General features: G+C 60.7%; 23 protein-coding genes. 15 read left to right on the forward strand and 8 right to left on the reverse strand.

The window, feature by feature from the left end:
• The first annotated feature begins 5 nt into the window (after positions 1-5).
• The 3 genes from lapB to rfaD are packed head-to-tail and all read left to right on the forward strand — an operon-like array spanning position 6 to position 3,141.
• Positions 6-1,223 (forward strand): lipopolysaccharide assembly protein LapB, encoded by a 1,218-nt coding sequence (lapB, locus tag C7440_RS06790; protein ID WP_116517881.1) that lies wholly within the window; start codon positions 6-8, stop codon positions 1,221-1,223.
• Complete coding sequence (gene rfaE1, locus C7440_RS06795; protein WP_116517882.1) at positions 1,220-2,149, forward strand: D-glycero-beta-D-manno-heptose-7-phosphate kinase; 930 nt, start codon at positions 1,220-1,222, stop codon at positions 2,147-2,149. The genes lapB and rfaE1 overlap by 4 nt, the downstream gene beginning before the upstream one ends.
• The gene (rfaD, locus tag C7440_RS06800) at positions 2,146-3,141 is read left to right on the forward strand and encodes an ADP-glyceromanno-heptose 6-epimerase (protein WP_116517883.1); all 996 of its coding nucleotides are present in this window, start codon (positions 2,146-2,148) and stop codon (positions 3,139-3,141) included. The genes rfaE1 and rfaD overlap by 4 nt, the downstream gene beginning before the upstream one ends.
• Before the next feature lie 127 nt (positions 3,142-3,268).
• On the opposite strand, the gene C7440_RS06805 is transcribed toward rfaD, so the two are convergent.
• From C7440_RS06805 to C7440_RS06825, 5 genes are all read right to left on the reverse strand, one after another.
• Complete coding sequence (locus C7440_RS06805; protein WP_116517884.1) at positions 3,269-4,777, reverse strand: aldehyde dehydrogenase family protein; 1,509 nt, start codon at positions 4,775-4,777, stop codon at positions 3,269-3,271.
• Between the two features lie 14 nt (positions 4,778-4,791).
• Positions 4,792-6,108 carry a TRAP transporter large permease gene (locus tag C7440_RS06810; protein WP_165832462.1) on the reverse strand — a complete coding sequence of 439 codons (1,317 nt, stop codon included), beginning with the start codon at positions 6,106-6,108 and terminating at the stop codon, positions 4,792-4,794.
• A 42-nt stretch (positions 6,109-6,150) separates the two neighbouring features.
• A complete protein-coding gene (locus C7440_RS06815; RefSeq protein WP_017523195.1) occupies positions 6,151-6,699 on the reverse strand; it encodes a TRAP transporter small permease in 549 nt (182 codons plus the stop codon).
• Positions 6,699-7,670: a TRAP transporter substrate-binding protein DctP gene (gene dctP / locus C7440_RS06820; protein ID WP_116517886.1), complete on the reverse strand. Its 972-nt coding sequence runs from the start codon at positions 7,668-7,670 to the stop codon at positions 6,699-6,701. Before dctP ends, C7440_RS06815 begins: the two co-directional genes overlap by 1 nt.
• A gap of 103 nt (positions 7,671-7,773) precedes the next feature.
• On the reverse strand, positions 7,774-8,547 hold the full coding sequence (locus C7440_RS06825) for an SDR family NAD(P)-dependent oxidoreductase (protein WP_165832463.1): 774 nt from the start codon (positions 8,545-8,547) through the stop codon (positions 7,774-7,776).
• Positions 8,548-8,690: 143 nt separating this feature from the next.
• Between C7440_RS06825 and C7440_RS06830 the strand changes: the two genes are divergently transcribed.
• From C7440_RS06830 to cysM, 3 genes are all read left to right on the forward strand, one after another.
• Entirely contained in the window at positions 8,691-9,992 is a 1,302-nt protein-coding gene (locus tag C7440_RS06830; RefSeq protein ID WP_165832464.1) for a citrate synthase, read from the forward strand.
• A 376-nt stretch (positions 9,993-10,368) separates the two neighbouring features.
• Complete coding sequence (locus tag C7440_RS06835; protein WP_116517992.1) at positions 10,369-10,779, forward strand: ComEA family DNA-binding protein; 411 nt, start codon at positions 10,369-10,371, stop codon at positions 10,777-10,779.
• Between the two features lie 294 nt (positions 10,780-11,073).
• Positions 11,074-11,979 carry a cysteine synthase CysM gene (gene cysM / locus C7440_RS06840; protein WP_116517993.1) on the forward strand — a complete coding sequence of 302 codons (906 nt, stop codon included), beginning with the start codon at positions 11,074-11,076 and terminating at the stop codon, positions 11,977-11,979.
• A gap of 96 nt (positions 11,980-12,075) precedes the next feature.
• Here cysM and egtB read toward each other — a convergent pair whose 3' ends face one another.
• The 3 genes from egtB to mltB form a co-directional block, all read right to left on the reverse strand.
• A complete protein-coding gene (gene egtB / locus C7440_RS06845) occupies positions 12,076-13,317 on the reverse strand; it encodes an ergothioneine biosynthesis protein EgtB (RefSeq protein WP_116517889.1) in 1,242 nt (413 codons plus the stop codon).
• On the reverse strand, positions 13,317-14,348 hold the full coding sequence (gene egtD, locus C7440_RS06850) for an L-histidine N(alpha)-methyltransferase (RefSeq protein WP_116517890.1): 1,032 nt from the start codon (positions 14,346-14,348) through the stop codon (positions 13,317-13,319). Before egtD ends, egtB begins: the two co-directional genes overlap by 1 nt.
• A gap of 109 nt (positions 14,349-14,457) precedes the next feature.
• Complete coding sequence (gene mltB / locus C7440_RS06855) at positions 14,458-15,621, reverse strand: lytic murein transglycosylase B (protein WP_116517891.1); 1,164 nt, start codon at positions 15,619-15,621, stop codon at positions 14,458-14,460.
• Between the two features lie 10 nt (positions 15,622-15,631).
• On the opposite strand from mltB, the gene C7440_RS06860 reads away from it, so the two are divergent.
• From C7440_RS06860 to C7440_RS06900, 9 genes are all read left to right on the forward strand, one after another.
• Complete coding sequence (locus C7440_RS06860) at positions 15,632-16,555, forward strand: histone deacetylase family protein (protein ID WP_116517892.1); 924 nt, start codon at positions 15,632-15,634, stop codon at positions 16,553-16,555.
• A gap of 105 nt (positions 16,556-16,660) precedes the next feature.
• Positions 16,661-17,410, forward strand: coding sequence for an electron transfer flavoprotein subunit beta/FixA family protein (locus C7440_RS06865; protein ID WP_116517893.1), 750 nt, complete (start codon positions 16,661-16,663; stop codon positions 17,408-17,410).
• Between the two features lie 2 nt (positions 17,411-17,412).
• The gene (locus C7440_RS06870) at positions 17,413-18,342 is read left to right on the forward strand and encodes an electron transfer flavoprotein subunit alpha/FixB family protein (protein WP_116517894.1); all 930 of its coding nucleotides are present in this window, start codon (positions 17,413-17,415) and stop codon (positions 18,340-18,342) included.
• 83 nt (positions 18,343-18,425) lie between these two features.
• Positions 18,426-20,261 (forward strand): acyl-CoA dehydrogenase, encoded by a 1,836-nt coding sequence (locus C7440_RS06875; protein WP_116517895.1) that lies wholly within the window; start codon positions 18,426-18,428, stop codon positions 20,259-20,261.
• 225 nt (positions 20,262-20,486) lie between these two features.
• Positions 20,487-21,128 carry a peroxiredoxin gene (locus C7440_RS06880; RefSeq protein ID WP_116517896.1) on the forward strand — a complete coding sequence of 214 codons (642 nt, stop codon included), beginning with the start codon at positions 20,487-20,489 and terminating at the stop codon, positions 21,126-21,128.
• An 898-nt stretch (positions 21,129-22,026) separates the two neighbouring features.
• Positions 22,027-22,245: a hypothetical protein gene (locus tag C7440_RS06885; RefSeq protein WP_017523209.1), complete on the forward strand. Its 219-nt coding sequence runs from the start codon at positions 22,027-22,029 to the stop codon at positions 22,243-22,245.
• Between the two features lie 121 nt (positions 22,246-22,366).
• Positions 22,367-22,753, forward strand: coding sequence for a 50S ribosomal protein L19 (gene rplS, locus C7440_RS06890; RefSeq protein WP_017523210.1), 387 nt, complete (start codon positions 22,367-22,369; stop codon positions 22,751-22,753).
• A 113-nt stretch (positions 22,754-22,866) separates the two neighbouring features.
• Positions 22,867-23,622 carry a CoA pyrophosphatase gene (locus C7440_RS06895; RefSeq protein ID WP_116517897.1) on the forward strand — a complete coding sequence of 252 codons (756 nt, stop codon included), beginning with the start codon at positions 22,867-22,869 and terminating at the stop codon, positions 23,620-23,622.
• A 307-nt stretch (positions 23,623-23,929) separates the two neighbouring features.
• Complete coding sequence (locus C7440_RS06900) at positions 23,930-24,583, forward strand: TetR/AcrR family transcriptional regulator (RefSeq protein WP_116517898.1); 654 nt, start codon at positions 23,930-23,932, stop codon at positions 24,581-24,583.
• The last annotated feature ends 17 nt before the right edge of the window (positions 24,584-24,600 follow it).

The following is a 24,600-nucleotide window of genomic DNA, read 5'->3' on the forward strand; positions in this document are numbered from 1 at the left end:
ATACAGTGGATTTTGAACCATGGTGGCTGATATCCGTGCCGGTGCTGTTTGCGCTGGGCTGGATCGCGGCAAGGGTGGATATCCGCCAGATGCTGTCTGAAACGCGCAATCTGCCCGATTCGTATTTCAAGGGGCTCAACTTCATACTCAACGAAGAACCCGACCGCGCCATCGATGCGTTCGTCGAGGTGGCCAAGCTCGATCCCGAAACCACCGAGCTGCATTTTGCGCTGGGCAACCTGTTTCGCCGGCGCGGCGAAATGGAGCGCGCCATCCGCGTGCATCAAAGCCTGCTTGCCCGTGCCGACCTGCCCCAAGAAGAACGCGAACACGCACAGCACGAGCTTGGGCAAGACTTCCTGAAAGCCGGCATGCTCGACAGGGCGGAACAGGCGTTCCAGCAAGTGCTTGATACGCGCTTTGCGGTTCCGGCGGTGCGGGCGCTGATCCGCATCTATGAATCCGAACACGACTGGCCGCGCGCCATCGAAGCCGTCAAGCGCCTGCGCGCCCTGGTCGACGAGCCTGTCCCGCAACTGGTCCACTACCAGTGCGAACAGGCTCAGGCGGCGCTGTCCGCCAAGCCGCCCGACCTGGTCGCCGCCAATGCCGCACTCGACGCCGCAGACAACGCCGCCCACGCCCTGCGTGGACAGGCGCGCGGCCACGCTTCCGAGGCCCGCATCGCGATGCTGCGGGCGGCCGTGGCGCGGCACGACAACAATCGCGAGCGCGAGCGGGTCTATCTTGAATCGGTGCTTGGCACCGCGCCCGAATATGCCGGCCTGGTCGCCGAACCGCTGCTTGAAAGCTACCGCAGCATGGGACAGGCGAACCAGGGGCTGCAAGTGCTTACGCGGCACTACATGCGCTATCCGGCGCTCGACACGTTCAATGTCATCTTTCGCGAACTGCGCGCCCAGAACGGCTACGCGCCCGCTTGGGAATTCGCCCGCGACGCCTTGCGCGCGCACCCCACGCTGCTGGGGCTCGATCGCCTGCTCGAAGTCGAGCTGGCCTCGGGCAACACGCCGCCGGGGCCCAATATGGCGCCCGACGCAGACCTTGGCCTGTTGCGTTCCCTCATACACAAGCATACCCAGCGGCTTGATCGCTATGCCTGCGGCGTCTGCGGCTTCGAGGCCAGGCATTTCTACTGGCAGTGTCCGGGCTGCAATTCCTGGGAAACCTACCAGCCGCGGCGCATCGAGGAGCTGGCATGACCTCATTTCCTTCCGAGGCCGTGGCACGCATCCGTGTGCTGGTGGTGGGCGACCTGATGCTCGACCGCTACTGGTTCGGCGAAGTCGAGCGCATTTCGCCCGAGGCGCCCGTGCCGGTGGTGCGTGTCGCCAAGCGTGAAGACCGCCTTGGCGGCGCGGCCAACGTTGCCCGCAACATCGTGTCGCTTGGCGCGCGGGCCACGCTTGTCGGGGTGGTCGGCGACGACGAAGCCGGCCGCCGCATCGCCGCCCTGGCGCAGCAAGAGGGCATCGACGCCCGACTCATTGTCGACCCGCAGTTGCCCACCACGCTCAAGATGCGGGTCATGGGCCGGCAGCAGCAGCTACTGCGGGTCGATTTCGAGGAAACCCCCGACGGCGGCTGCCTGGACACGCTGCGCGGCGACGTCGAGGCCCTGGTCGCGCAGCACGACATGGTGGTGCTTTCGGACTATGCCAAAGGTGCGTTGGCCCGGGTCGAAGGGCTGGTGCAGGCCGCCCGGACGGCAGGCGTGCCGGTTCTGGTCGACCCCAAGGGCCATGCCTATCGCCGCTATGTGGGTGCAACCATCATTACGCCCAACCGCGCTGAAATGACCGATGCGGTGGGCCGCTGGAACACCGAAGCCGAGCTCGAAGAACGCGCCCAGCGCCTGCGCGGCGAGCTGTCGCTCGAGGCCTTGCTGGTCACGAGGTCAGAGCAGGGCATGACGCTGTTCACCGACGAAGGCCGCCAGCACATCGACGCGCAGGCTCATGAAGTCTTCGACGTGTCCGGGGCCGGAGACACGGTGCTGGCCGCCCTGGCCGTTACACGGGCCGCCGGCCTGCCGTGGTTCGAGGCGGTCAAGTGGGCCAATCGCGCCGGCGGCGTGGTGGTCGGCAAGCTGGGGACATCCGTGGTTACAGCAGGAGAATTGACATGATAGTGGTAACAGGGGCGGCCGGCTTCATCGGCAGCAATCTGGTGCGCGGCCTGAACCGCCGCGGCCATACGGACATACTTGTGGTGGACGACCTGACCGAAGGCGACAAGTTCGTGAACCTGGTCGACTGCCAGATCTCCGACTACATGGATAAAGACGATTTCCGGCAGCGCCTGGCCCAGGGCCGCCTGCCGGGCATCCAGGCCATATTGCACCAGGGTGCCTGCTCGGACACCACCGAGCGCAACGGCAAGTACATGCTCGACAACAACTACCGGGTTACGCTGGAAATCTTCCAGTATGCGCAAAAGCACAAGATACCGCTGCTGTATGCGTCGTCTGCCGCGGTGTATGGGGCGGGGCCCGCGTATATCGAAGACCTGCTCTACGAGGCGCCGCTGAACGTCTACGGTTATTCCAAGTTCCTGTTCGACCAGGTGCTTCGGCGCCATCTGGGCAATCTGGCGGCACCGGTGGTGGGACTCCGCTACTTCAATGTCTATGGCCCCAGCGAGCAGCACAAGGGCCGCATGGCGTCCGTGGCCTTCCACAACATGAACCAGTTCAGGGACGAGGGGCATGTGCGCTTGTTCGGCGGCTGGGACGGCTACCCGAATGGCGGGCAGATGCGCGATTTCATCCATGTTGACGATGTGGTGGACGTGAACCTGCATTTCCTCGATCACCCCGAGGTCTCGGGCATTTTCAACTGCGGCACGGGCAGGGCGCAGCCTTTCAACGACGTGGCTTCCACGGTGGTGAACACGCTGCGCGAGGCCGACGGACAGGCTGCGCTGCCGCTTGACCAGCTGGTTGCGCAGAAGCTCATCCGCTACATTGATTTTCCTGACGACCTGAAGGGCCGCTACCAAAGCCATACGCAGGCGGACCTAAGCCGCTTGCGCGAGGCGGGGTTCACGCAAGAAATGCGCGACGTGCAGACCGGAGTGGCCGAGTATGCACGGGCGCTGCTGAAGCAGGGACGGATTTAAGGGGCGGTATGTTTGACCATGAATTTGCAGTATCGCCGCGCTGGTGTATGTTTGTGAACGGCTCTGACTTCACGCCTAGACACTTTACTCAGTGTCAATTCAAGCGCCTTTGCTAAGGAGCATGCCGTTATCGAGCCATGGACACATTGATGTTTTTAATTTGCGTGAATTCAAACAATTCATCTCGAGACTCTTCACGACCTTTTCCAGAACGTTTGTAGCCCCCGAAAGGGGCACCAATAAAGTGCGAGGAGCAGTCGTTGATCCATATATACCCGGCTTGCACCCTGTCGGCCGTACTGTGCGCGGTAACCAGGTCTCGAGTCCAGATTGACGTTGTAAGACCGAAATCCACGCCATTGACGGCACATAACAACTCGTCTTCGTCACTCCATTTCAGCACTGACAGAACTGGGCCAAATACTTCTTCCTGAGCAATGCGCATGTCGGGGCGAACCTCGGTAAACACCGTAGGCTCTATGAAATAACCCTGCTTCAGGGTGGGGTCTTCGGGGTGTTTTCCACCACAAGCCAAATTAGCTCCTTCTTGGAGAGCGATTTTTATATACTCTAAACTGCGCCGGTACTGGGCTTCGCTGGCAAGTGCACCCATGGTGGTAGCCGGGTCGGTCGCAATGCCGGGGCGGTGCTCAATAGCCACGCGCGTAATCAGAGCCTGAACAAAGCGGTCGTGTATGCTTTCGTGCAAGAATAAACGGCTGGTTGACCCGCAAGACTGTCCACACCAGGTGAAGTTCATGCCGCGCACGGCACCTGCCACGGCCTTGTCGAAATCAGCGTCCGGATACACGATCATCGCATTCTTTCCCCCCAGTTCGAGCAGAGTATGCTTCATGTCATGCGCTGCCGCGGCCAATACCGCGCGCCCCGCCGGCACACTGCCGATCAGGCCGATAGCCGCGACTTTTGGGTGCGCCACCAACGCTGCGCCTGTGTCACGTCCACCCAAGACACAGTTCAGCACACCGGGCGGAAACACCTCGGCCAACAGCTCGACCAGCCGCAGCGTCGACAAAGGCGCCTGCTCGGGCGGTTTCATGACAACGGTATTACCCGCCGCCAACGGAGCGGCGATTTTACCGGCTGCAAACATAAAGGGATGATTGAACGGAAAGATACGCGCCACCACGCCCAACGGTTCGCGTTTGGTGTAGTTGAGCGAACCATTTCCAGTGGGAAGCGTCTCGCCTTTGATCTCAAGCACCAGACCAGCGAAATACTCTAACTGCGTTGCGGCAATTTCGGCATCAAACAGCATTGCCTTGACCGGGTTCCCGCAACCCGCCGCATCAATAAGCGCCAGGTCCGCAGCATGCTCGCGTATCAGCACGGCAGCCCGACGCAGCATGCTGGCGCGCTCCAGCGGCGGTGTTCGGCTCCATGCGGGGAAGGCGTCGTCAGCGGCCCGCACTGCCGCATCGACCTGTTCGGCCTGCGCCACAGGCAAACTAGCCAGGCGTTCACCCGTGCTGGGATTAATCGCCTCCAGTACTTCAGCACCGGGGGCCGGTTGCCATTGGCCGGCCCAAAAGTGAGTCAACCGAGTGGGCATAATCTGCGAGAGACGATCAACGAGATCGGGCTCGCCATTTGAGGTAAGTTTAGTATCAGACATCAGTACTCCGTGGGTTACCCAAGCGCCCGCGGCAACCATGTGGCAATGCCGGGCAGGAAGAAGACGACCACCAGCATCGCCAAGCTGATCACGACGAACGGCGTGGCGGAACGAAACACTTGGGTAATGGTGATATGAGGCGGCACAACGCCTTTCATGGTGAACAGCAGCAGGCCGAAGGGCGGCGTCATCAGTCCCAGTTGCATTGCTATCAGGAACAACACGCCGAACCAGATCTGGTCAATGCTGGCGCCGATGACCAGCGGCATGAAAAACGGCAAGGTCAGCAGCATCATGCTAATCTGGTCTACGAAACAGCCCAACACGATCAAGATCAAAACCATGGCGATCACGAGTTCGGTGGAGCTGAGACCAAGGCTGCTGATCTTGCCCAGTAGTGCGTTGGTGGCGCCCGACATCCCCAACAGCTGAGAAAATGCGGTGGCGCCAACGATGATGAACAGGATCATGCCTGAAATCTGCACTGTGCCCCGAAGCGAAGCAAGCAAGCTCTTCAGGGTAAGTGAACGGTACAGCGCGGCAAGGCACACGGTTCCAGCAACGCCCAGCGCAGCCGCTTCCGTAGGTGTCGCCAGACCGCCGGTCATCGCGCCGATCACCACGCAGAATATTGAAAGCAGCGGCAAAACGTAAATGAAGAAAGGACGGTATTTTGGCCAACCCGAATACGCGGTACCGATATCGTTCGCAGGAACCATGTGCGGACTGATCTTCGCACGCAGAATGATATACCCCACAAACACCGTCGCCAGAAACAGACCAGGCAAAATGCCGGCAAACAGCAACTTGGTAATGGAAATATTGGCCAAACTGCCCAACAAGACAATTAGTGCCGAGGGTGGTATCAACATGTCCACACCGCCGATGGCAATGATAGGGCCCATGGCGAGGCTGGGATGATACTTTTTCTCAAGCATTACCGGCGTCATCGATCTTCCCAGCATCGCGGTGGTTGCGATGGTCGAGCCCGAAACGGCCGAAAACGCCGTGCCAGCAACGATCGAAACAACCGGCAATCTAGCAGGCACGCGGTAGATCATACGATCGAAGCCTTCAATTACCTTAATGGCCAACCCTGTTTGAAACAATAGTTCGCCCATAAGCACGAACATGGGTATGGGCGTCAACGAGAAGGTAATGACTGAAGCAACAGAGTTGCGGGCGAGCTGGTCGATGCCGGCGACGCCTCCCATGAATAGGAAAGCTCCCATGATGTTGGCCGTAAGGAATGCCAGCGCCACTGGCAGACCCAGCAGCATGAACATCATCACGGCGCCTAGCAACAAGGTCAGATTTAGTATCCAGTCCATGAATTTTACCCAGGCAAGGTTTGAATGCGTTGGCGCGATAGATCAGGCGGCAGATGTGGCTTCTTGCCGTACTGCCTTTGGTCCTAGCCACAGGCGGCGCAAGCGAAACAGGAACTCGACAGCTAGAATCAGGAACAAAATCGCTGCAGGCAGCAGTACCCACCATTCTGGAATGACCAGTATCTTGATAACCAAAGACCCCTGATTCGCGCTGGCAATAACCGTGCGCAAGCAGGCCGCGGCCATGACACTGCTGATTGCCGCGCCGACAATATCCATAAGCAGCTCAATGCTCCAGGCGACTTTGTTTGGCAACGCACGCAACAGCATATCCATGCGGATATGCTGACCTTCCCGCAATAGCCACGGCGATGCCAGAAAAGTCGATAGATACAACATGTATTCAGCAACTTCCGGTGACCACGGCAAGTTGCCCCAACGCATGCCTCGCGCCGCGACATCAGCACAGACAACAACAACCATCAAGCCAGTCAGGACGCAGGCCAGTAGCGCCAACGCATTCAGCAACTTGCCGTACCAATTATCCATCCGGGCCCATAGGCCCGGACGTATAGAGATGGAGTCGTTCATTACCGTACCAGCAGCTCACGCAGCTTGGGACCGTGTTGCGGACTTAACCTGTTGATGTTGGACCATACAGATTCCTCGGCCGCCTTTAGATAGGTTTCGCGATCGGCAGCCGAAAGCTCTATCACCTCGATACCGGCCGCGGCTTGACGCTTTTTCTCTTCTTCCCACATCTGGGCGTTCTGCAAGTTCAGGTCTTCCATCCAGCGAGCAGCCTGCGTCAGAATTTCTTTTTGCTGATCGTTCAGCTTGTTCCATTTATCTTGATTGATAAGAACACCTACTTCTGTGTTGTAGAAACCGGGCTCGACGCGATACTTGGTTTGCTCTTGCAAGCTCAGGTCGAACAGACCCGAGACGGGCCAGCCATAGCCATCGACAACGCCCCGTTCAAGCGCCGTATACAACTCGCCGGGAGCGATTGTTAGCACGGTGGCCCCCAATGTCTCGAAGAAGTAGCGGTAGATGGGTATACCTCGCAAGCGCAAGTCCTTGAGGTCAGCGCCAGTAATGGGCTTCTTCAGGAAAAGGTGATAGGGCATTTGATCGATAGCGCGGCCCAGGTAGAGCGCATTGAGCCTATCACCCCAAACTTGATCGATGTATTCCCGGGCTCCGTTCTTATCCCATTCTTGAACCGGTATGGTGCTTACCGACAAGGCATCGGCCTCGGGCAGCAAGTTGGTATAGAAGTTGCCCGTGACGTTAGCCATGTCTATGACACCGGTCTTTATGGCATTGCCCACCTCGAATGGAGGCATTACCTTTGCCCCACCGCCCAGATACTGGATCTGAACCACTCCCTTGCCATCCTCGTTGACCTTCTTGATGAATTTTTCGAAATTCTGTGAAAAGAAGTTGCCTTCAGGCCAAGCGCTTACCGCACGTAGCGTGACTGTTTCAGCATTAACGGGTGCGATGGAAGTGACGGCAAAGCAAGCTGATACCAAGACAGATCGAAGCAGGGTTTTCATTGTATGTCTCCTTGTTCTACGTTCAGGCGGTCTTTGCTGACGCCAAGACCGCGCCATTGCCTATTAAGGGCCAAAGCTTGGTTGGAATCGTTGCAGCGTGAATCTAAAGAAAGGTGAGCCCACCGTCGACGATCAACGATTGACCGGTAACAAAGCCACTTGCCTCGGAGGCCAGAAAGGACACCACTCCGGTAAGGTCTTGTGGTGTGGCTTCGCGCGGCACCGAGCGCATGTCGATCTGGGCCTGTTTCTGAGCCGGTGTTACCGTTTCTCGCGAAATCTCGGTATCGATGGCGCCAGGTAGCAGGGCGTTCACGGTAATGCCGCTGACGCCGAGCTCACGAGCCATGGATCTTGTCATGCCAATGACTGCGGCTTTGGACGTTGTGTAGTGCAGATAATGGGGCCTGCCCATCGTGACGGCTGCCGAGGATACGTTGATGATGCGCCCCCACTTGCGCTGCCGCATGGATGGCAAAAGCGCCTTCACCATAAGTAGCGTTCCGGTGATATTCACATGCAGCACCTTGGTCCACTCGTCCAGGGGAATCTCTTCAAAGGGCCGCATCTTGAGCGTGGAGAAAATGGCGGCATTATTTACAAGTATGTCGGCGCTGCCAAGTTGCTCAAGCAGTTTATGGCAGGCAGAAGCCACCGAAGCCTCGTCTCCGACATCAACTTCGAACGGCAGGCAATGGCCTCCGTGCCCGGAAGCCTCGGCAGCCACCTGATTGACCGCTTTGGCGTTAATGTCGAGTGCCGCTACCCGATAACCTTGTGCACAGAATTCTTTGACATAAGCACGCCCGATACCCTGCGCGGCACCGGTTACAACAACCACACGAGAGGAATTCGGAACTTGGGAATTTGTTGACAAGGGAGGTCTCCTTGGAAGCAATTTTTAGCGGTAGAAACGGTGGACGCCGTTGTGACTTGGAAGCTAGTATATGAATCGATAAATAACGATTCAATCTCGATTCCATGATCGATCAATGTAAACCCCTAAACAGCGCAGACAGCATGCCTTCCCGTCAAAAATCAAAAGCACATGAATCGCCCCGCCCAGCCCATACCGATCTGATCAGCGCAAAAGATGCTTGTGCCATGCTGGGCATCAAGCTGGCAACGCTGTACACCTACGTAAGTCGCGGCCGCCTGCACCCCATCGCAAGGGCCGACACCCGCACCAATCTCTACCTGCGCCACGAGGTAGAAGGCTTATTAGCACGTAGTACTGGACGAATGGGCCTCCCAACCGGAGCCTCAACCGCACTGCGCAAAGGGCAGCCGGTCGTCAACAGCAGCATCACCGAAATTACCGACCAAGGCCCCAGCTACCGGGGACATCTGGCTTCCGATCTTGTGCGTCACCCGGGCAACTTTGAAGCGGTGGCAGAATTATTATGGTCAGGGGTATTGCCAGGAGCTCAACACACTTGGCCAGTAGAACCCCCGGAAGTCGACTTGAAAGTAGCGCTCGATGCCATGCATTTTGAACGCATGCCCAGCCTGCGTATGATGCGTGTGCTGTCTATTGCTGCCACGGCCATGGGCGGCGGCACCTTGGTAGAGGAACTACGCAGCGGATCGATAACCCGATACTCCAGACAAATGCTGTTTGCCTTTGCTGGATGCTTTGGTGTGTTGGGTCCGACTCACGGCTACTGCGACGTAGTGGGAGAGCGGCCCATTGCAGCACACATACTTAATTCATTGGGTATTCAACAAACTCCTCAACGGCTGAACGCGGTCAATGCGGGGCTGATCATGTGCGCCGACCATGATTTGTCATCATCTACTTTCTCGGCACGGGTGGCCGCCTCGACGGGAGCGGGTCTGCACGCCTGCATTGTCACGGCGCTGGCGACCCATGTAGGCGTAACGTTGGCAGGCGGCTGCGACCAAGCCGACCAGCTAATACGTGGATTCGCGTCAACTGCGCAAATCAAGGCGCGAGTAAGCCAAGCCGAGCGCAACCGCGAGCGCCTGCCTGGCTTTACGTTACCGCTTTATCCGCATGGCGACCCACGGGCCACGTTTCTGATCGAGATCGCACACCAACTTGGAACACCCTCGCGACAGGCGGAGATGGCATTTCGTTTTATTGAAAACGTACATAACCAGCTTGGCATGCCGCCCAATCTAGCCGCGGGGCTCATAGCCTTATGCCTTGCCTCGGGGCTACCAGAGCGCACGGCCAGCACTTTATGGGGAACAGGCCGTGCGGCTGGCTGGATTGCGCATGTGCTGGAACAACGGTTGGCAGGATTCCAGATCAGACCACGTAGCAATTACATCGCGTCAGGAAAACGTACTGAATGAGATGCTCCAAGAACAACTCTACCCTCCCGTACTTGTACGAATGGACCAAGCATGGCCTGGGCCATGGTCTCAAACCACGCCCAATCGCATCATGGTCGTAGGCAGGCCCGCCTCGATAAGGCCTGCCTTCCCGTCCATTCATCCGGAGGTCGCCATGAATCCCTTTACAGAATCCACCGTAGCCCGCCCCCTAACTGAAGCCCCGGGCAAGGCCGCCAACGACCAGCTTATCAATGGCCATCAAGCCGCCCAAAACGGCCCGGCACAGCAAAGTACAGCACCCGGCCAGATACAGCAGAGCACCACACCTGGCCAGGCGCCGCAAAGTACAGCACCCCAACATACAGCGCCCCAGCATAGAGCCCGAGAAGGCCGCATGCCGCTTCGCCATCCTCGTTCGGCCCGCCTTGCCCGGCGCCGCGCGCGGGGCAAGGAAGCGGCTAGCCAGCCGGCTGCGTCGTGGCGGGTCTATGGCGGCAAAGCGGCGGGCGCCGTTCTTGGCTTTTTGCTGGCCTTGGCTTCGCCGTCGGCGTGGGCCGTCGACGTCAACACCGCCACTGCCCAGCAGCTTGAAACCATCACCGGCATCGGGCCCAAGACCGCGCAAGTCATCGTCGACGAGCGCACGCGCGGCGGAAGCTTCGAGTCGTTCGACGACCTGGCCGAGCGTGTCAAGGGCATAGGCCCCAAGAAGTCCCATTCACTGCAGGCGGCCGGGCTGACCATGGGGCAGGCGGGGGCGGCGCTAAAAAGCGCTGCGCCCGCGGCGCGCAAACCGGGAAAATAGCTTCGGAGCCCGGCGCGCCTCGCATGGCGGGCCGGGCTAGCGGCGCACGCTTTGGCGTTCAAGGCCAACGTTCGGGGGGCAAGATAAACGGTCAGCCGTTCAAAGTAATTGTTCAACTATTCGAAGCAGATGGCCGGGCGTGCGAAGCGAGACTGGAGGTCGCGGCGAATGGGCGGCTATGCATGAAAAACGCCCGGCATGCAAGGCGAACAGGGCCGCCTGCCGGCCGGTTTTCTTTGCGGCTTGGCGGCCGTGCCCGGTGTCGGGCGTATCGTTGGGTGTATCATTTGCAGCATGAAACAATACCAGACCATCGAGCAAACCATAGGCGGCACGCCTCTGGTTCGACTGCAGCGCATTCCCGGGCAATTTGGCCAAGAACGGGGCAACGTCATTCTGGCCAAGCTTGAAGGCAACAACCCCGCGGGGTCTGTAAAAGACCGCGCCGCCAATTCCATGATCAGCCGCGCCGAGCAGCGGGGCGAGATCAAGCCCGGCGACACCCTCATCGAGGCCACCAGCGGCAACACGGGCATTGCCCTGGCCATGGTGGCCGCCGTGCGCGGCTACGAGATGATCCTGATCATGCCTGACAACCTGTCGCTCGAGCGCCGCGCGGCCATGACGGCCTATGGCGCGCAGCTTATTCTTACGCCGGCCAACCAGGGCGGCATGGAGTACGCCCGCGACCTCGCTACTTCTATGCAGGCCGAAGGCAAGGGCAAGGTGCTCGATCAATTCGCCAACCCCGACAACACCCAGGCCCATATCGATACCACAGGCCCCGAGCTTTGGCGGCAAACCGATGGCGGCATCACGCATTTTGTCAGCGCCATGGGCACCACCGGCACCATCATGGGTGTGGGCAGCTATCTGCGCAGCCAGAACCCGGCCATCCAGGTCGTTGGCGCGCAGCCGGCCGAGGGCGCTTCGATTCCCGGCATACGTAAGTGGCCCGAGGCCTATCAGCCCAAGATCTATCACCCCGAGCAGGTCGATGCCTTCGAGTACATCGGCCAGCACGAAGCCGAGGAAATGGCCCGCCGCCTTGCGGCCGAAGAAGGCATTTTTGCCGGCATCTCGTCGGCGGGGGCGCTGGTGGCGGCGCTTCGGGTGGCCTCGCGGGTTCAGAATGCCACCATCGCCTTCATCATCTGCGATCGCGGCGACCGCTATCTGTCCACCGGCGTGTTCAATTAGTCCCGTCCCAAAGGCGCGCGCCAAAGCCTGCCATGAAGCGCCGGCGCTTCATGGCGGCCGGGTCTACCGATGTCTCTATTTCTAAAACTGCAGGGTCTATAAAGAGCGCGCCAGCCGCAGTCCCGTGTACTGCCAGCGGGCATGGGCGGGAAAGAAGTTGCGGTAGGTGGCGCGGCTGTGGTCGGGCGGGGTCACGCAAGAACCGCCTCGCAGCACATATTGGTTCACCATGAACTTGCCGTTGTATTCGCCTATGGCTCCGGCGGCCGGTTTGTAGCCGGGGTAGGGCGCATAGCTGCTGCTGGTCCATTGCCAGGCAGTGTCGTACACCTGCTCGATGGGCGGCGCGTCGGCCGGTTCGCCGTCGTTGAGCCCGCGCCGGGTCGACACGACCGCGTGCTCCCATTCCGCCTCGCTTGGAAGACGGGCCTGTGCCCAGCGCGCATAGGCATCCGCTTCGTAATACGAAAGATGCAGGGCGGCATGTTCGGGTTGCAGGGGCTGCCTGCCGTGAAGCGTAAACTCGTGCCACGCGCCGCCGAGCTGCTCCCAATACAAGGGCTGGGAGATGGGCTGGGAACCCGAGCGCAGCCAGGCCCAGCCTTCGGAAAGCCACAGGGCGGGGTCATCGTAGCCGCCGGCCTGCATGAACTCCAGGTATTCGGCATTGGTGACCAGCCTGGACGCCATGGCATAGGGCTCGAGATATTGCCGGTGCCGCGGTGTCTCGTTGTCGAAGCAGAAGCCCTGGCCTTGATGGCCCAGCTCAACGATGCCGCCATCGAACGACCGCCACTGCATGGCAGAAGGCGGGCTGGCGGGCGGCATTGCCTCGGCCCAGTAGGCCGGGCGCAAAGGGTTGTGCCAGAACAGGTGCTGCAGGTCGGTCAGGATCAGTTCCTGGTGCTGTTGCTCGTGCTGCATGCCCAGCTCGATAAGGCGCTCGAGTTCCGGGGCCGCGGCGCCCATGGGGGACGCGGCGATCAAGATCAGCGATTCTATGCGGGCATCGATGTCCTGGCGGTATTCATGAACCTCGTCCATGCCCGGCCGTGTGACAAGGCCGCGCTGCGAGCGCGGGTACTGCTCTCCGATGCCGTTGTAGTACGAATTGAACAGCATCCTGAAGGCCGGATGGAAGGGCCGGAACGCGGGCTCGAAGCGTTCGAGCACAAAGGTCTCGAAGAACCACGTGGTGTGGGCCAGATGCCATTTCACGGGGCTGGCATCGGTCATTGATTGGCCGCAGCAGTCTTCGTCGCTAAGGGGTTCGGCCAGCATGGCGGTGGCGCGCCGCACGGCCTCGAATCGCGACAGCAGGGTGCCGGACAAACTCATCACGCGACATCCTTTTGCAGTGAAACAGCCGTTTGCGTCCGGGCATGGACGACTGCGAACCAGCCGGCGGGGTCCGTCCAGAAATCGGTCGGCTGCCAGCCCGCACTCTCGAGCAAAGCGGCCAGCGAGGCGCGGGTGTACTTGTAGCTGCTTTCGGTATGGATGCGCTCGCCCTCGGCGAAACGCCGGCTCGATCCGGGCCAGCGCACCAGGACGGCGCGGCGTGCCTGCAAATGCATTTCGATCCGGCTTTTCTGTTCGTTGAAGAAAGCCACGTGAGTCCAGTCGCGCACGTCGAAATCGGCCTTGAGCAAGCGGTTCAGGTTGCGCAGCAGGTTCAGGTTGAAGGCGGCCGTCAGGCCCAGTGCGTCGTCGTAGGCGGCGTTGAGTACCTCGGGCTCCTTGACGAGATCGACCCCCAGCAGCAGCGACGCCTGCCTTCCGCCCGATTGCCGCAGGCCGCTGAGGAAGCGGTGGGCGTCGTCGGGCCCGAAGTTGCCCAGCGACGAGCCCGGATAAAAGAACAGGCGATTGTCCGCGGGCACCTCTTGGGGCAGGTGCAGGCCTTGCGAGAAGTCCTGCCCCAGGGCCGTCATGCGGATGTCGGGGTGGCAGGACTGAAGCCTGTCCAATGCGTCGCGAAGAAAGTCGGCCGATATGTCCACGGCGACGTAGTGGCGCGGCGCCAGCACTCCGAACAGGCTTTCGGCCTTGGCACAGTTGCCGGCGCCCAGGTCGACCAGCACGGCGCCCGGTCCAGCGGCCCGGGCAATGTCGTGCCGATGGGCGCGGAAGATGGCGGCCTCGGTGCGCGTGGGGTAGTACTCGGGCAGCAGGCACAGGGATTCGAACAGCTTTGAGCCCAATGTGTCGTAGAGATACTTCGGGGGCATCTGGGCTGGAGAGCCCAGCAGCCCGCGGCTTATTTCGGCGCGCTCTGCGTCGCTTTGGCCGGCGGCGATGCCGCCGCCTTGATCGTTTGCGCAGTCGTCGGCACTGTGCTGCCGGACAAGAGGTGAGTGTATCGACATCGGCTTTCGCTCATGGTCTGCCCACATGGCCTCGGGCGGCCTTTTAGAGTAACACTGTCGATACGGCGCGGTAAGGCCGCCGCATGGCGGCCCCACCGTGCCCAAGGCTTCAATTGGGCGCGCCGTAGCCCATGCGCGAGGCCAGCTCCTGGGCCAGGTCGGCCACCGAAGTGGCATAGAAGTAGCTGCGGTTGTAATGGGTGATGGCGAAGAAGTTGGGCGTGCCGCAACGGTATTCGGCGGTTTTGCGCGGTTCGTCCACCAGGTCGACGATGCCCAGCTTGTGTTGCGTCCAGTCGCTGTCGAATGAACTGTCGGCGGGTGCCCGCGCCTTGCTTGCCCCCCGTGTTTTAAGTTGTTCCCAGTCGTAAACAGGTTCCAGCCCGCCGTGTACCAGGGATTTCGCATCGGCCGGAAGGGCGACCGGCGCAAACACGGGCAGGCCGGGCTGCCAGCCGTGCTGGACCAGGAAGTTGGCCACCGAGGCGATGGCGTCTTCGGGGCTGGCCGCCAGGTCGATGTGGCGGTCGCCGTTGCCATCGGCGGCATAGCGCATCAGGCTGCCGGGCATGAACTGGGGCAGCCCCATGGCGCCGGCGAAAGAGCCGGTAGCCTGGCGCGCGTCGAGAACGCCCTGGTAGTCGAGGAGGATGAGGTCGGCCAGTTGGTCCTGGAACAACTGGCTGCGCTCGGGGCGTTGCGGGTCGGGATAACGGAAGGCCAGGGTCGCGATGGCGTCCAGCACCGAGAAGCTGCCGGTGTACCTTCCATAGACGGTTTCCACCCCTATTATGGCTACGATGATGGAAGGCGGAACGCCATATTGGGCTGCCGCCCGGTCGAGCATGGCCCGGTTCTCGTTCCAGAACTCAACGCCGGCGCGTATGCGCACGGGCTCGACGAAGCGCTTGCGGTATGTAACCCAGCTGCGCCGCACGCGCGTCTTGGAAGGCGACATCAGCTCGGCCGCCTTGGCGTTGTAGCGGGCGTCTTCCAGCAAGGCTTCGACATGGGACAGCGGCAGCTTGTGCTTGGCCGCCACTTGGCGGGCATAGCTTTGGACTTCGGGCTTGAGCCTGCCCTGGGCATCGACAAAGCCGTTTGCGTCAACAGAGGCCGCGGGGGGCCTGCGGGCGTGGCTGGAAGCCGAGGCCGCTGGTGCCGCCTGGGCAGCCGGCGAATTCTGGGCGGAGGGCGGGGCGGTATGGCTGGATGCGCAGCCGCCCAGCAGTACGGCTGCCGCGACTTGCAAAATGCGGACGGGTTTGAACATAATCCTCCTTATGCAGACCCTCTATATTACCCACCCCGAATGCCGCCTGCATGAAATGGGCGAATGGCATCCTGAAAGCCCCCACCGTCTCGATGCCATCAATGATCAACTGATTTCCAGCGGTCTGCGTGGGCTGATCGACGAGCGCGAGGCCGTGCCGGCTCAAGAGGCCGATATATTGCGCGTACACACGCCATCCCTGCTGGCCCAGCTGCGCCGCCTTTCACCCGTCCGGGGCTATGCCGAGATCGATCCCGACACGCTCATGAACTCCCATACGTTGGCGGCCGCGTTTGCCGCTGCCGGGGCAGGTATTACGGCGATCGATGCCATCATGGACGGACAGGCAAGCACCGCCTTCTGTTCGGTCCGTCCGCCTGGCCACCATGCCCGGCCGGCCCAGGCCATGGGGTTCTGCTTTTTCAATAATCTGGCTGTAACTGTAGCGTATGCGCTCGAAAAGTACGGGTTTAAACGGATAGCGATCATCGATTTCGACGTGCATCATGGCAATGGAACCGAAGAAATATTTGAGGAAGACAGCCGCATACTGATGTGCAGCTTCTTCCAGCATCCGCTCTTTCCCAATGTATGCACTGAAAATCCCGGCCCGAACATGGTCAATGTGCCGGCGCCGGCCCATGCCGACGGCGCGGCCCTTCGAGAAATCGTCGAATCGCGCTGGATGCCCCGGCTCGAGGCCTTCCAGCCCGAAATCATCTTTGTCTCGGCGGGTTTCGACGGCCACCGCGACGACATGCTCGGAGAGTTCGACATGCTCGAGTCCGACTATGCCTGGATCACCGAGAAACTCGTCGATCTGGCCGACCGCAGCGCGCAGGGGCGCATCGTCAGCTTCCTCGAGGGGGGGTACGACCTGTCGGCCCTGGGCCGCAGTGTTGCAGTGCACATCAAAGCTTTGGCAAAGCTGTAGAATGCAATATTGCCCAGGTAAAGACCCAATCGGCTGCGCTTTTAGCACAAGGCGGGCGCGGCCCCAAACAGGAATTCCCATTCAATATCCCGGAGGAACTGCTCGATGAAGGTATTGGTACCCGTCAAGCGTGTGGTTGATTACAACGTCAAGGTACGCGTCAAGTCGGATCAAAGCGGCGTGGACATCGCCAACGTCAAGATGTCCATGAATCCGTTCGACGAAATCGCGGTCGAAGAAGCCACCCGACTCAAAGAAAAATCGGTCGCCACGGAAGTGGTCGCGATTTCTTGCGGCGTTGCACAATCGCAAGAAACGCTGCGCACCGCCATGGCCATCGGAGCCGACCGCGCCATCCTGGTCCAGACCGACGCCGAGCTGCAGCCCCTGGCCGTGGCCAAGCTGCTCAAGGCCGTGGTCGACAAAGAACAGCCTCAGCTGGTCATCCTGGGCAAGCAGGCCATCGACGACGACGCCAACCAGACCGGCCAGATGCTGGCTGCGCTGCTCGACTGGCCCCAGGCCACCTTCGCCAGCAAGATCGAGGTTTCCGGCGACAGCGCAACCGTCACCCGCGAAATCGACGGCGGCCTCGAAACGGTGTCGCTCAAGCTGCCGGCCATCGTCACCACCGACCTGCGCCTGAACGAGCCGCGCTACGTCACCTTGCCCAACATCATGAAGGCCAAGAAAAAGCCGCTTGACACCACCACGCCCGAAGAACTCGGCGTCGACGCCGCCCCGCGCCTGAAAACACTGAAAGTGTCCGAGCCGCCCGCGCGTTCGGCCGGCGTCATGGTGGCCGACGTGGCCGCCCTGGTCGACAAACTCAAGAACGAAGCAAAGGTGATCTAACCATGTCGATACTCGTCATTGCAGAACACGACAAGGCCCAGCTGCGGGGCGCCACACTCAATGCGGTCGCGGCCGCCCAGAAAATCGGCGGCGACGTGCACGTGCTGGTCGCCGGCCAGGGCGTGCAGGCCATTGCCGACCAGGCCGCCAAGCTGGCGGGCGTCGGCAAGGTGCTGCTGGCCGACGGCCCAGCCCTGGCCGAAGGCCTGGCCGAAAACGTGGCCGCACAGGTGCTGGCCGTGGCCCAGGGCTATGGCCACATCGTCTTCGCCGCCACGGCCGAAGGCAAGAACGTCGCTCCGCGTGTCGCGGCCAAGCTCGACGTGGCGCAGGTCTCCGACATTATCGCGGTCGATTCGCCCGATACCTTCCAGCGTCCCATCTATGCCGGCAACGCCATCGCCACCGTGCAGTCGGCCGATGCCGTCAAGGTCCTTACCGTGCGTACCACGGCATTCGATCCGGTGGCGGCCGAAGGCGGCCAGGCCTCGGTCGAAGCCGTCGACGCCGTAGCCGATTCCGGCCTGTCGTCGTTCGTGGGCCGCGAAGTGGCCAAAAGCGATCGCCCCGAACTGGCCGGCGCCACGGTCGTGGTCTCGGGCGGGCGCGGCATGGGCAGCGCCGAGAACTTCAAGCTGCTCGAGCCGCTGGCCGATAAATTGGGCGCCGCCCTGGGCGCTTCCCGCGCCGCGGTGGACGCCGGCTATGCGCCCAACGACTGGCAGGTCGGCCAAACCGGCAAGATCGTCGCGCCCCAACTTTATATCGCCATCGGCATCTCGGGCGCCATCCAGCACCTGGCGGGCATGAAAGACTCCAAGGTCATCGTGGCCATCAACAAAGACGCCGAAGCCCCCATATTCGGCGTGGCCGATTACGGCCTGGTCGGCGACCTGTTCCAGGCCGTGCCCGAACTGACCAACTCCTTGTAAGGCTCGCCGCCAGGCTTGCCGCAAGACCCCGTGCGGGCGGTTTGCCCGGCCCGCACGGCATCCACCTTCGGACGGAGGGCATCATGGGCTACGACACGCCCCTGCGGGAATACCGGTTCGTTCTTGAAGAACTGTCAGGCCTCTCTGCGCTGCTTGATTGCCCAGGGTTCCAGGATCTGTCCGTCGATCTCGTCCGGGCAGTGCTTGAAGAAAACGCCCGCTTCGTCCAGTCGGAAATTGCGCCGCTCAATGCCGCCGGCGACAGGTCGCCGGCGCGCTGGCTCGACGGAGCCGTGGAAACCCCGCCCGGCTTCCGGCAGGCATTCAGCCAATACGCCCAGGGCGGCTGGCAGGGCCTGCAGCACGAGGCCGAGCTTGGCGGGCAGGGCTTTCCCAAGCTGGTCGGCACCGCGGCGGTCGAGAACCTCAATGCCGCCAATTTGTCGTTTTCCCTGTGCCCGCTGCTTACCGACGGCGTCATCGAGGCGCTGTCCACGGTGGGCAGCGAGCAGCAGCAGGCGCTGTACATCCCGCCGCTCATCGAAGGCCGCTGGACGGGCACCATGAACCTCACCGAGCCGCAGGCGGGCTCGGATCTTTCCCTGCTCAAAACACGCGCGCAGCCCCAGCCGGACGGCAGCTACCGCCTGTTCGGGCAAAAGATCTTCATTACCTTCGGCGAGCACGACATGGCCGAGAACATCGTGCATCTGGTGCTGGCGCGGCTGCCCGACGCCCCGCCGGGCGTCAAGGGCATCTCGCTCTTCATCGTGCCCAAGTTCATCGTTTCCGCCGACGGTTCGCTGGGCGAGCGCAACGACGTATGGTGCGCCTCGCTCGAGCACAAGCTGGGCATCCATGGCAGCCCCACGGCCGTCATGCTGTACGGATCAGGCAAGGGCGAAGCCGGCGAGGGCGCCGTCGGCTACTTGGTGGGCGAGGCCAATCGCGGCCTGCAATATATGTTCGTCATGATGAACGCCGCCCGCTTCGCCGTGGGCGTTCAGGGTGTGGCCCTGGCCGAGCGGGCCACCCAGCAGGCCTGGGCCTATGCCGCCGAACGGCTGCAGGGCCAGGGCCTGGAAGGCCCTTCGAAGGGGCCGGTGCCCATCAACCGCCACCCCGACGTGCAGCGCATGCTCTGGACGATGCGGGCGCTTGCCGACGGGGGCAGGGCGCTTGCAGCCATGGCGGCGCTTGCCCGCGACCTGGCTCATCATCACGGCAACGCTGAAGAACGCGGCCGGCAGCAGGCCCTGTACGAATACCTGGTTCCCATCGTCAAGGGCTTCTGCACCGAAAACGCGGTCGAAGCGGCTTCGCTGGGCGTGCAGGTGCATGGCGGCATGGGCTATATCGAAGAAACAGGTGTTGCCCAGTACTATCGCGATGCCCGTATTCTGCCCATCTATGAAGGCACCACGGCCATACAGGCCAACGACCTGCTTGGCCGCAAGACATGGCGCGACGGCGGGGCGGTGGCGCATGGCCTGCATCGGCAAATGCTTGCCACGCTTGACGAACTCGCCACGGCCGCCGGCCGCGGCGGGACGCATCAGGCCGGCCTGAAGGTGATTGCGCGGCACATGGAGCCGGCCCTGCAGGCCTATGCGCAGGCGGTCGACTACATGCTGGACCAGTCAAGCGCGCCGGCCGCGGCCTTCCTGGGCAGCGTGCCTTATCTCATGCTGTCGGGCGTCGTCCTGGCGGGCTGGCAGATGGCGCGCGCGGCGCTCATCTGCACTGAAGCACTGGGCGACGACGGCCGGGGCCCGCAGGCGGACGACCCTTTTCATGCCCAAAAACTGGCGGCTTGCGTGATGTATGCCTCGCAGGTGTTGCCCAGGGCCCCGGCGCATCTGGCGTCCATCATCGATGGCGCCGACGTTGCAGGCTACGCCAGCCAGGCATCTGACTGATCCGCGTCAAGGCCGACGGCGGGCCGTCTGCCGTGCTTGCCGTGCCCGCAGCGCGGCAAGACCGCTTTTCATGGTTGCGCACGGCTCTTCCTTTAGCTTATAACGTTATATAAAGACGGTATTTAAATTCCGTTCTCGAAGCTGGCACAATGATTCGGTGCAGGCCGGCAAGGGCTTCCAGGCCGCGGCCTTGCTTTTTTTCATCCATCCCAAAAGAGACTCATCATGGCTACTTTGCGTCTGGGCGACACCGCCCCCGATTTTGAACAAGACTCCGACATCGGCCCCATCAAGTTCTACGACTACCTGGGCGACAGCTGGGGCGTATTGTTTTCGCACCCGGCCGACTTCACCCCCGTGTGCACGACCGAGCTCGGCTACACTGCCAAGCTGGCCGACGAGTTCGCCAAGCGCAACGTAAAGGTCATCGCCGTATCGGTTGACGATGCGCAGTCTCACAAAGACTGGATCAAGGACATCAACGATACGCAAAGCACCACGGTCAACTTCCCCATTCTGGCCGACTCCGACCGCAAGGTGTCCGACCTGTACGACATGATCCACCCCAACGCCAGCAATACGGCGACGGTGCGTTCGGTGTTCGTCATCGATCCCAAGAAGAAGGTCCGCCTGACCCTTACCTATCCCGCCAGCACGGGCCGCAACTTCAACGAAATCCTGCGCGTGATCGACTCGCTGCAGCTTACCGACAGCCACAGCGTGGCCACGCCGGTCAACTGGGAAGACGGCGACGATTGCATCATCGTGCCCTCCATCAAGGACGAAGCCGAACTCAAGGCCAAGTTCCCCAAGGGCTACACTGTTGTGCGTCCCTACCTGCGCACCACGCCCCAGCCCAATAAGTAAGCTGCGGTAATTGCGGGGCCGGTTCTCGGCCCGGCATGCATCTATCTGCTGAAACCCCTGTCCTGGCGATGGCCATGATGGGGGTTTTTGTTTTTTGCGTTCTCCCCTGTGATTTGGGCTTTCTTGGCTGTCTTGGCTTTTAGCGCTGTTTGTTTCCTGGGGTTCGGTTTTTCTTGGGGCTGTTTCGTTGGATTTTGCTTCTTGGGGTGGTGTTTCGCTGGGGGTGATTTCTTCGGGTGTGGCTTCTTTGGGTTCTTGAGCGCCGGCGAGGGCGAAGCCTATTTAGGCCGGGCGGTCGGGCGGTTTGTGGCAGCGCCCTCCAACGCCCGTCCTAAATAGGCTTCGCCCCCACCGGCTTGCGGTTGAGGCTGGCCATGGGTGCCGATATTTTCCGGTTGCTTGTGGTTGAGGCTGCTCATGGGTACCGACATTCCTCATTGGCTAACGGTTGAGCTGACTCTGAGTGCCGAACCCCATTCTGCTTTTAAAAAGAACCGGCCCGCCGGCTTGCCGGCGTGCATGGTTTGCCCCAATCTGAGCCGCTGGAGGAGGGGGTGTTTTTGCCGGGCGTTGGAGGGCGCTGCCACAAACCGTCCGACCGCCCGGCAAAAACACTCCCTCCTCCGGCGGCGCTTAAAGACCCAGAACACCGCTTCAACCACTAGCTAATGGGCGCTTAAAGACCCAGAGTACCGTTCCAACCCCTAGCCAGTAAGCCTCCCACTGAGTCGCTATCAAGCCCGGGCAAACCCAATTCATGGCGCAAGAAAAAAGTGCTTGCAAAAGTTACTGTGATTTCGTACAGTATCGAAAACAGAGTACTGTTTAGAAAAACAGTGGTTTTAAAACCAGTGGCATCCAGCCCTTGCAACTTTGTGCATACATAGCGAGACGAACCATGAATACTCCGCAAACACCCGCCAAGTGGCCCTTCCCCCCGGCACAGCAACCTCGCAAATCCCGTTCGCGCCAAAGCGCCGCTCCCTCCGGTTCCGCGGCCGGTTCCAAAAAACGCAGCCTTACCCGCGGTGCCATGCTGGCCGACGTCGTGCTCGTGGCCATCTGGGGCGCCACCATACCCGGCATGATGTGGCTGGGCGCCGCCGGCGGTTTCTAAGTCATTGAAAACGGTGTACAATAGCTGGTTTTTCAACTCATCTTCTGGCGGCCGGGGCCAAGCCCATTGCCAACACCGCAAACAACAACGCGGCCGTTTTCGATGAAATCAGGAGCCCACCGTGGACTTAATCGCAACACTTGAACAAGAAGAGATCAGCCGTCTTACCGGCGGTCAGGCCAAGCCCGAATTTGGCCCCGGCGACACCGTTGTCGTCAACGTCAACGTAGTCGAAGGCACGCGCAAGCGTGTCCAGGCCTACGAAGGCGTCGTCATCGCCAAGCGCAATCGCGGCCTTAATTCCTCGTTCATCGTACGCAAAATCTCGTCCGGCGAAGCCGTCGAGCGTACCTTCCAGCTTTACTCCCCGCAAATCGCTTCCATTGAAGTCAAGCGCCGTGGCGATGTCCGCCGTGCTAAACTTTATTACCTGCGTAGCCGTTCGGGTAAATCTGCACGCATCAAAGAAAAACTGGTTCGTCGGGCCGACAAAAAAGCAGAAGCTTAATCGCGCTGTTTCGCCCATACCACAGTTCAGCAAAGGCACCCGCGCGGTGCCTTTGTTTTTTGCCACCGGGGCGGCATACTGAAGGCGACGCACAGAATATTGCTTTTGGAGCCATGGCGCGAAACATTCCGCATTCCCGGACCGGCAAGCGTACGGTCATCGTTCCGGGATTCGATCCTCAAACCCAGCCCATTGTGCCGCTGTCCGATATCTTGTTGCCTTTGGACAGCGCGGCGATACAGCTGGATTTCATTCGCTCAGCCTTCAGCAGCCCGATCGACTGGCAGGTCGAGCCCGTGTTCACCGAAAGCTTCCAGGCCGACAGCCTCGACCTTATCGACATCGTGCAGGCGGCGGTGTTCGTGCCGCTGGTGCAGCGCCCCGAAGGCTTGCACCTGCTGTTTACCCGGCGCGCCTCTCATTTGTACGACCATGCCGGTCAAATCTGTTTTCCGGGCGGGCGCATCGAAACCACCGACCGCGACGCGGTCGACGCCGCATTGCGTGAAACCCGCGAAGAAATCGGCGTTGCGCCCGAATACATACAGCTTCTGGGCACGCAGCCGGGCTTTCTTACTTCTACCCGCTTTACCATGAAGCCGGTCATCGGCTATGTGCGGCCGGGCTTTACCATTCGGCCCGACTTGACCGAAGTGGCCGAGGTGTTCGAGGTGCCCCTGTCGTTCCTGATGGACCCTTCCCACCATTTCCTGCACCGGGCCAACTTGCCCGACGGCGGCCATCGCTTTTATTTCTCCATGCCCTGGAAGGATTATTTCATCTGGGGGGCCACTGCGGCGCTCATCCGCAACCTGTACCATTTTCTGTCCGCTGCCCAGGCGCATAAATGCGTCGTCGGCAGCCAGTAGATCAACGGGCGCCTCAGGGGTAAGCGAAGGCCTCTTTTGTTAGCGAAGGCCCGCGCGTCGTCCGTCCTCAGCCAATCTCTGCTCTTACTCCCCAATTACCGGCTTTAGCCTACGCCAGGCGGACGCACTTGTACTCGAGTGCGTAATCTCCCGCGCGCGGCGCCGGCTCGATCCGGTGTGTTGCGGCGTGGCCGGTGGGGCGATATCCGACGAAATCGGCCCCCTTATAAGTGTTTACCCTCAATTCATTGACTGATCGATCAGTCATGAATAATAATCACCAAAACCTTTATCTTGGGAAACAGTTATGACAGAGCAGAACGCACGCTCCCAAATCCTTGACGCTGCGGAAAAAGTCTTTGCACTTCAAGGCTTTGATGGAGCAAGCATGCGCGAGATCGCCAAGCAGGCTGGAGTGGCTCAGGCTCTGTTGCATTACCACTTCGATTCAAAACGAAAATTATTCGAAAGTATGTTTTCGCGTCGATCGGAAGCAATCAACCGTGAACGGCTTACCCGGTTAGACGAACTCTTCAACGACGATGAGGGAGCAGCGCCGACGCTCCCCGAATTGATCGATGCGCTTTTTCGGCCCACGGTGAGTTTTGGACATGAACAGCCAGGCGGCAATCTTTTCTCCCGAGTACTGGTTAGTACCAATAATGCGGACGATCAAGCGTCTCGTGATCTCATCAGCTCTTTTTATGACCCGACCGCTAAGCGGTTCATCAGCGCCATCCAAAGGGTCGTCCCAAGCTTGAAAGAGGAGGAAGCAGTTTGGGGCTATATGTTTGCGATTGGTGTGGGCATGACCATGATGGCCACTACGGGCAGGGCGGGAAGATTGTCCGGTGGGCAGTGCGACGACTCGGACGTTGAAGCGATGATGGCTCGTATTGTTCCTTTCATCTGCGCAGGTATTAATGCGCTGGCGCCAGCCACCGAGTCTCCATCTCGATAAGACGCGAGATTTGACTC

Origin of the sequence: Pusillimonas noertemannii (assembly GCF_003096595.1) — a bacterium.
Classification (GTDB): Bacteria; Pseudomonadota; Gammaproteobacteria; order Burkholderiales; family Burkholderiaceae_B; genus Pusillimonas; species Pusillimonas noertemannii.